This is a genomic window from Acidovorax soli, assembly GCF_900107605.1.
GTDB classification, from domain to species: Bacteria; Pseudomonadota; Gammaproteobacteria; order Burkholderiales; family Burkholderiaceae_C; genus Acidovorax; species Acidovorax soli.
In genome coordinates this window covers 1-6,901 of record NZ_FNQJ01000058.1, presented here as the reverse complement: position 1 = coordinate 6,901, position 6,901 = coordinate 1, and the positions used below count along the sequence as shown (strand labels likewise).

General features: G+C 59.4%; 8 protein-coding genes and 2 pseudogenes. 5 read left to right on the top strand and 5 right to left on the bottom strand.

Annotation, left to right across the window (positions count from 1 at the left end; translation table 11 throughout):
* Positions 1-130: 130 nt before the first annotated feature.
* Complete coding sequence (locus BLW02_RS19840) at positions 131-436, bottom strand: helix-turn-helix domain-containing protein (protein ID WP_139285419.1); 306 nt, start codon at positions 434-436, stop codon at positions 131-133.
* 453 nt (positions 437-889) lie between these two features.
* Positions 890-1,063 (bottom strand): annotated as a pseudogene (locus BLW02_RS20350) (transposase); the annotation flags it as partial.
* A gap of 704 nt (positions 1,064-1,767) precedes the next feature.
* Between BLW02_RS20350 and BLW02_RS18945 the strand changes: the two are divergent.
* Together BLW02_RS18945 and BLW02_RS18940 are read left to right on the top strand one after the other, a co-directional pair.
* Positions 1,768-2,022, top strand: a complete 255-nt coding sequence (locus BLW02_RS18945) for a type II toxin-antitoxin system Phd/YefM family antitoxin (protein WP_067511925.1) — start codon at positions 1,768-1,770, stop codon at positions 2,020-2,022.
* Complete coding sequence (locus BLW02_RS18940) at positions 2,019-2,447, top strand: type II toxin-antitoxin system VapC family toxin (RefSeq protein ID WP_198314750.1); 429 nt, start codon at positions 2,019-2,021, stop codon at positions 2,445-2,447. The genes BLW02_RS18945 and BLW02_RS18940 overlap by 4 nt, the downstream gene beginning before the upstream one ends.
* 67 nt (positions 2,448-2,514) lie before the next feature.
* Here BLW02_RS18940 and BLW02_RS20490 read toward each other — a convergent pair whose 3' ends face one another.
* The 3 genes from BLW02_RS20490 to BLW02_RS18925 all read right to left on the bottom strand — a co-directional run bounded on the left by BLW02_RS20490 (position 2,515) and on the right by BLW02_RS18925 (position 4,305).
* On the bottom strand, positions 2,515-2,925 hold the full coding sequence (locus BLW02_RS20490) for an IS3 family transposase (protein WP_369825332.1): 411 nt from the start codon (positions 2,923-2,925) through the stop codon (positions 2,515-2,517).
* A gap of 349 nt (positions 2,926-3,274) precedes the next feature.
* Positions 3,275-3,754 (bottom strand): RES family NAD+ phosphorylase, encoded by a 480-nt coding sequence (locus tag BLW02_RS18930; RefSeq protein WP_157667092.1) that lies wholly within the window; start codon positions 3,752-3,754, stop codon positions 3,275-3,277.
* On the bottom strand, positions 3,751-4,305 hold the full coding sequence (locus BLW02_RS18925) for an antitoxin Xre/MbcA/ParS toxin-binding domain-containing protein (protein WP_082763069.1): 555 nt from the start codon (positions 4,303-4,305) through the stop codon (positions 3,751-3,753). The genes BLW02_RS18930 and BLW02_RS18925 overlap by 4 nt, the downstream gene beginning before the upstream one ends.
* 173 nt (positions 4,306-4,478) lie before the next feature.
* On the opposite strand from BLW02_RS18925, the gene BLW02_RS18920 reads away from it, so the two are divergent.
* From BLW02_RS18920 to istA, 3 genes and pseudogenes are all read left to right on the top strand, one after another.
* The gene (locus tag BLW02_RS18920) at positions 4,479-4,760 is read left to right on the top strand and encodes a type II toxin-antitoxin system TacA family antitoxin (protein WP_067511936.1); all 282 of its coding nucleotides are present in this window, start codon (positions 4,479-4,481) and stop codon (positions 4,758-4,760) included.
* Positions 4,757-5,254 (top strand): GNAT family N-acetyltransferase, encoded by a 498-nt coding sequence (locus BLW02_RS18915; protein ID WP_086926369.1) that lies wholly within the window; start codon positions 4,757-4,759, stop codon positions 5,252-5,254. Before BLW02_RS18920 ends, BLW02_RS18915 begins: the two co-directional genes overlap by 4 nt.
* A gap of 372 nt (positions 5,255-5,626) precedes the next feature.
* Positions 5,627-6,808, top strand: a pseudogene (gene istA, locus BLW02_RS18910) (IS21 family transposase); the annotation flags it as partial.
* Positions 6,809-6,901: the final 93 nt, after the last annotated feature.

Here is a 6,901-nt window from a genome sequence, read left to right as displayed (position 1 = left end):
GTTGCAGCAGGCTCATCTAAACAGCGCTTGGCAGATTACTCAAGCGCTGCAGTGTCGTTGGATTTGACTCTATTTTTTAGATGCGATTGCCCTGACCTCAGCAGCTCCGGGACGCGAACACCGTCCCGGATCACCCGTGCCCCTCGCCTTGTCCGATGCTTCCATCGGGGCGGATACCCAGCAGCCTCTCCAGGTCGGTAACCACAGTACGCTGCGCTTTCTTGGGTGGCCGTTCAAGGCCATCTGCCACTACCGTTGGAACGAGTACCAGTTCAAGCCCCAATTCCTGCGCCAACGCCATCGCATTGGTGATCCGTGGTGCACTCGTTCCCGACAGGATCTGCCGTACCGCGAGCGAAGACAGTCCAGTCCGCTGCGCGAGTTCTGACAGCGGCTTAGAGCCACCAGACAGAGGGCCCAATCCGTCCGAAACCATCCGTGTCCCGCGAGGCCAATTCACGCGTTAAATGAGAGCGACTACCGTGGGCCAACGGGCCAATAGTCAAAAAACCCTCAAAGCGGCCAACTCCGCGCTGGCAGTGGGCCACGCGTGGGCCACAGATGGGCCATGAAGTCCTGCGAAAGCAGGCCACGACCATAGGCCTCTATGACTGGACAGCCCGCAGAAGGGGCAATTTTCAGGATTGGAAGATTGCTTGACCACTGCCTGGGCCATGAAAAACCCACGTAAGTCATTGATTTTGGTGCGGCTGGCGGGGATCGAACCCACGACCCTTGGCTTCGGAGGGCAAAAAAATTGCTGCGTTTCAATAGCAATTTTTGCACTCAATAAGTAACCAATCGACGTAAGTTGTTGATCATACAGGATTTGCACCCATCCCAATTGGGACATCACGAGCCCTCATTTGCGCTCAACAGGCACACATTGTCACGCTGATCCCGCAAAAACGGCCCGAAGCGCCACTCGCAATTGATGACTCTTGGCCTCTTGCTTCCTGCCCCGCCGGGTCTTCAAGCCGCTTAACTTGATGCGCAGGTGTTGCTTGATCCACTTGAAGAACAACTCCACCTGACAGCGATGCTTGTACAACGCGGCAATACTTAGGGGTGTCTAATTAGCGATATACCTCAGACACACGCAGCACCTTGAGCGGCAGCGGCCCGGTCGCCATCATGGCTCGCAGCAACCCGCGCAGCATCGGGCATCTGAAACACGACAACCGCATGGACCGGTGTTGGCTCAAGGGGCAAACGGCCGATGCGCTACACGCGGTGCTGTGCGCGGCCGGCTACTTGCATCCGCTGGCTGCCCGCGGGCGATTGTACGTTTGGGGCTCAAGGGTGCCATCCAAGCCAGGAGAATTGCTGACCTTGTTGAGGGAGCGCCACGTGCCGGGTTTGGAGAGCCCGACCTCCACGAGGCGTGCCCGCCCCATACAGCTCGATAAATGGGCCGTAGATACCGCTTCTCAGGCGCCGAAACAGCCGACTCCTGCTCAGATACTCTTGCGTAGTCGCCATCGTGATCTCCGTAGTTGAGGACGGAGGCAGGAGGGCGTGTCCGAATTTCTGTGTAAACGGTTCGGACTTCAGTTGACGGAGATGCGGTCTCCGAACTGAATGGTACCTGCGCACCAACATGGCGAAGGAAAAGATCACGGGCATTTGGGCCGAGGCAGCGGCCATCCTGTCAAAGGCCCGGGCGGCAGGGCTAGGAAATCACCGTTTGCCGACTCTAAAAACGCTTGCTCCCTTTTTTATGTTGTAGTAACATGGCTACATTTATCGCCTATCGGAGGTGCAGTTATGACCATCACCACCCTATCAAGCCGCGAGTTCAACCAAGGGGCGAGCGAGGCAAAACGGGCCGCAAACAACGGGCCAGTGTTCATTACAGATCGCGGCCGACCGGCCCATGTGCTGATGAGCTTTGAGGAGTATCAGCGGCTCACCAAGCAGCGGCGCAACATTGCCGATGCGCTGGCAATGCCGGGTATCGCCGACATCGAGTTTGTGCCGCCGCGTGTGACCATCAAACCCCGGCCGGTTGATTTCACATGATGTTTGTTCTTGATACCAACGTGGTGTCGGAGCTGCGCAAGGTACGCAGTGGCAAGGCCGATGCGAACGTGACCGCATGGGCGGAAAGCGTTGATGCCGCCGATCTCTTTGTGTCAGCCATCACCATCATGGAGCTGGAGCTTGGCGTTCTGTCGATTGAACGCAAGGACGCCACCCAGGGGGCCATGCTGCGCTCATGGCTGGAGCAGCACGTATTGCCCGAGTTCTCCGGCCGCACGCTGCCTATTGATACCGCCGTGGCGCAACGCTGCGCACGGTTGCATGTCCCCGACAAGCGCGGCGAGCGCGATGCACTCATTGCGGCAACGGCCCTTGTGCACGGCATGACGATGGTTACTCGCAACGTTGCTGATTTCCAGCCAACGGGCGCGATCATTCTCAATCCGTGGGAGGCGGTGCGGTGACCGCTGCCCATGAACATTACACGACATGGCTGTGGTAAGGGGGTGCGGATAAAAACTTGGACTGGTTTTATGCCGCAAGTCCAAGACTCACCCTGTATTCGATCGGGCTGAGGGCCCCAAGGGAGATCTTGATCCGCTTCTCGTTGTACCAGCGGATGTACGAGTCGACCACTTCAATGAACTGCTCGATGGTCGTGCCCTTCCTGTCCCGAGGATAGCCCAACGCCTCGACCGTGGTGGCGATGCAGCGCCCGTGCTCGGCGTAGTGTTTGACAGCCTGCTCCTTCTGAACTTGAGAATACTTCGGCTTCGAACGCACGTAGCCGGACGACAGGTCCAGGCGCCGCTCGTACTCCTCATGCCAGCTTTTCAAAGAGTTCTTCGTCGGGTAGCCCAACTGGCGGATAGTCGCCCCGGTGCGCTTGCCCAGCTTGATGTAGAGCGTGACCGCTCGGATGCGGTCTTCGTATGAATAAATGAACTACCTCCAGGTAGTCCAAGATTTCCGCCGCACCCCCAGTGGGTCAGTTTTCGGTCGGCGTCAACAACTGGCCCAAGGCGTATTTCGGTTGGCCAGATGTAGCGGTTTGTTTTGTCATATCCATCTCCATGAATTGAAGATGGGCACCAGCCCCGGATGGGGCATGAGGTGCCCATCGGGGTTGATAAAAAGAAAGGTTGGCACGAGGCCAAGATCGCCAAAGGAAATACCGTCCATTCTACGTGCTCGGGGGCCTTGTGTGAAGGCCCCGCCCTGCCCCTTCATGGCATGAAAGACCCGTGCCAAGAGCCGTCTGGTTTCTGCCGCTGTTGGCCTAGGCAATGCGTTAAAACAGGCGAGGGTCGAATTCGAAAGGGTTGCGCTCGACGACCAACCGGATGGCCCCGTATTGGGAATGGGCCGGGTTGATCAGCAGGTTCATTTCGTCGCGCTCGACAAATGACGGCACCCAAAGACCCAGGCTCGCCCCGGACGCAAGCCAGTTCATGCCGATGGATTGTGTCGCTGCCATGTGGTCATGCCAGTCCTTTGGGAGGCCCAGATCTGCCGCATGCAGGATTTCCGATCTGGCGGGCAATTCAAGGCGCATGAGGGCTTGATTGGCAGGATTGGCTCCGTTGCAGTGGACGCGCTTTTCCAGCTGGCACAGGGCCCGACTGGAGCCCGCATAAACGATCTGCGCAGGCCCTTTGGTATGCCAACGGCCATTGGCCAGGGTTGAACCGTAGCCAAGCGATCCGAGGATGGCTGCAATAGCAGGTTGCGGGCTCGGTACAAAGCCTATGCGCCAGACGGTGGTGCTCAAACGGCACCGCCGTATTTGATAGCGACAAGAATCTCTTTGACGCGCTCGTTCCCAAATGAGTTTCTCGCAGCATCAAGGGGCGTGTCGCCATCCAGCATGGGATGAGGCTGGCGTAACCATCTTGTGGCTTCTTCCTCGGTCGAGAAAGTATCAACGGCCATCCGGTTCAACTCAAGTAGGCGCAAGACGCCTTCCGCCGCATGGTCTGGGAGTGGTTGATTTTTCTGAGCACGCCGATTGGCGGTCACCCGGTCCATATCCAGGTACTCAGCCACATTGCCCTTGCCCAGGCCCAGAAAGGCAGCAAGAGGCCCGATTGCTTTACTGGAGATGCCGCGCTTGAGAATCCGGTAGGCATGCTCATTGTCGATGGCAACGGCGTAAGTCCTCTTTCCGAATTTCACGCCCATTTTTACCTTGGCAAGGCCTGTTCTTGCAGTCGAGGTGTTCTTTGGTGCGGGCGCTGCATCATCGATGTACTGCCACAGCTCAGCCAACGAAGACAAGCGTGCAGCGGTAGCGGGGGGGGTGGGAGTTGGGTCGGCAATCATGATGCGATTTAATCACGGCTCCGATGCAATTGCAACGACCTGGAGGCGTGGGCGTGGCTACTGGGGGCCGCTTCAGAAAACGGAAGAGATCGTGCGGTAAGCCGGAATCGCCGAAAATTCCGCCTTGAGTTGTACGGCAATTTGCCGTATCATTGGATCAGGAGGACAAAGCCATGCCCGTCGCCATCTCTACCGCCCGTCTCGAAGCCCGAATCAGCACCGATCTGCATTCAATGCTCAAGCGTGCCGCTGAACTTCAAGGCCGCACCATGACCGATTTCGTTGTGTCCGCCGTCCAAGACGCAGCGCAACGCGCCATTGAGCAAGCGGAAGTTATCCGGCTTTCGCTGGCCGATCAGGAATGCTTTGCACAAGCGCTGCTGTCGCCGCCGCTACCGGCTCCAGCTCTGGAACGTGCCTTTGCCCGTCGCAGCAAGCTCTTGCGCGCTGAATGAGCGGTGCACCGTTCCGGCTCGCGTCGCTTGATGCCGGGCATGACCGCACCGCGTTCAACAGCGATTCGGAGCCGCTGAATCGCTACCTGCGCGAGCAAGCCACCCAAGACGTTCGCCGCCGCGTGGCTGCTTGTTTCGTGGCTTTGGCAGATGGGTCGCGCATCGCTGGCTATTACACCTTGGCCTCGGCAAGCCTGCTGCTGGCCGATCTTCCGGCCAGCACCGTCAAGAAACTGCCGCGCTATCCGACCGTGCCAGCCGTTCGGATGGGCCGCTTGGCTGTCGATCAGGCTTTCAAGAGCCAAGGTCTAGGTGGTGCTCTGTTGGCCGATGCGCTCGACCGTGCCGCCCGTTCGGAGATTGCCGCCTTCGCCCTGATGGTGGACGCCAAGGACGAGGCGGCAGCGGCTTTCTACCGGCATCACGGCTTCATTGCCTTGCCAGACTCGCCGCTTACCCTGTTCTTGCCGCTGGCTACCGTCCTGCGTTCTTGAAACTCGCCGTTCCAAGCCGTTTGAATTGAGAACGGTTTTCGAGAACACCCCAGCCACGTCGACGCCACGCCGCGCCATCTTCTCAGCAAGGCTTCTCGCAGACCATCGTTTGCGAGAAGCCTTAGCGTACGATTTTTTCCGTTTTCTGAAGCGACCCCTATTGGCGCCGCGCAGTGCGCCAGGCCAAAAAAAAGCCCACGGCCGAGACCTTTCGGTCGGCGCGTGGGCTTTGTTTTATGGGCGCGCAGCTTCGAAGCCTATGTGTGTTGATTTCCACCCGGAAGTGACCCACTAAACCCTAGGATTTCCATCCAAACCTGACCCACGTACTAACCCTAACCTGCTGCTTTTTTGAGCAGCAGGAGACCAGGAGTGATAGACGTGGCAACACTAAGTGTCATCAGGCGCTGGGCCCTGCGAGAGCAGCTGTCCATCAGGGAGATCGCTCGCCGCACGGGCCTCTCGCGCAACACCATCCGCAAGTACCTGCGCGCAGGCGAGGCCGAGCCTCACTACGCCAAGCGGGTCAGCCCTTCCAAGCTCGATCCCTTCAAATCGAAGCTCTCGGGCTGGATCAAGACAGAAGCAGGCCGATCCCGCAAGCAGCGGCGTACCGTCAAGCAGATGTACGTCGATCTGCAGGCGCTCGGTTACAGCGGCTCCTGCAACCGGGTAGCGGCCTTCGCCCGGGTCTGGCACGAGCAGCGCCTTGTCGCCCAGCAGACCACCGGACGCGGCACCTTCGTTCCCCTGGCCTTCGGCTCGGGTGAGGCTTTCCAGTTCGACTGGAGCGAGGACTGGGCTGTTCTCGCCGGAGTGCGCACCAAGCTGCAGGTAGCCCACTTCAAGCTCAGCCACAGCCGCGCGTTCTACCTGCGCGCCTATCCACTGCAGACGCACGAGATGCTGTTTGACGCTCACAACCATGCGTTCGTCGTGCTCGGCGGTGTGCCCCGTCGTGGCATCTACGACAACATGCGCACCGCTGTAGACCGGGTGCGCCGTGGCAAGGAACGCGACGTCAATGCGCGCTTTGCGGCCATGGTCAGTCACTTCCTGTTCGAGGCCGAATTCTGCAACCCGGCTTCGGGCTGGGAGAAGGGCCAGGTGGAGAACAACGTGCGCGACGCCCGCCATCGTCTGTGGCAGGTGGTGCCGCCATTCCCAAGCCTGCCCGATCTCAATGCCTGGCTTGAGAAGCGCTGTGTGGCGCTGTGGCACGAGATCGAGCACGGCAAGCTGCCGGGCACCGTCGCGGATGTCTGGGCTCAAGAGAAGGCAACCTTGATGCCGATGCCTCGGCCCTTCGATGGCTTTGTGGAACACACCAAGCGCGTCTCACCCACCTGCCTGGTCCACTTCGAGCGCAATCGCTACAGCGTGCCGGCGCCGTATGCCAACCGGCCTGTGAGCCTGCGGGTCTACGCAGACCGCTTGGTGATTGCCGCCGAAGGCCAGATCGTGTGCGAGCACCAGCGCCTGATCGAGCGTAACCACCATGGTGCCGGGCAAACCGTCTACGACTGGCGCCACTACCTGGCGGTGCTGCAGCGCAACGGATAGGCGTTTTAACCGCATGAGGCCAAGTATCGCACCGCGGAAGCGCCATCAAGCCGGCTGAGACACTCGATTTTCCCGCCCAGGTGT

Excerpts from the sequence above, each read along its gene's own strand:
- BLW02_RS18945 (WP_067511925.1), top strand. The coding sequence starts at position 1,768 with ATGACCATCACCACCCTATCAAGCCGCGAGTTCAACCAAGGGGCGAGC.
- BLW02_RS18920 (WP_067511936.1), top strand. The coding sequence starts at position 4,479 with ATGCCCGTCGCCATCTCTACCGCCCGTCTCGAAGCCCGAATCAGCACC.
- BLW02_RS19840 (WP_139285419.1), bottom strand. The coding sequence starts at position 436 with ATGGTTTCGGACGGATTGGGCCCTCTGTCTGGTGGCTCTAAGCCGCTG.
- BLW02_RS18940 (WP_198314750.1), top strand. The coding sequence starts at position 2,019 with ATGATGTTTGTTCTTGATACCAACGTGGTGTCGGAGCTGCGCAAGGTA.
- BLW02_RS18925 (WP_082763069.1), bottom strand. The coding sequence starts at position 4,305 with ATGATTGCCGACCCAACTCCCACCCCCCCCGCTACCGCTGCACGCTTG.
- BLW02_RS18915 (WP_086926369.1), top strand. The coding sequence starts at position 4,757 with ATGAGCGGTGCACCGTTCCGGCTCGCGTCGCTTGATGCCGGGCATGAC.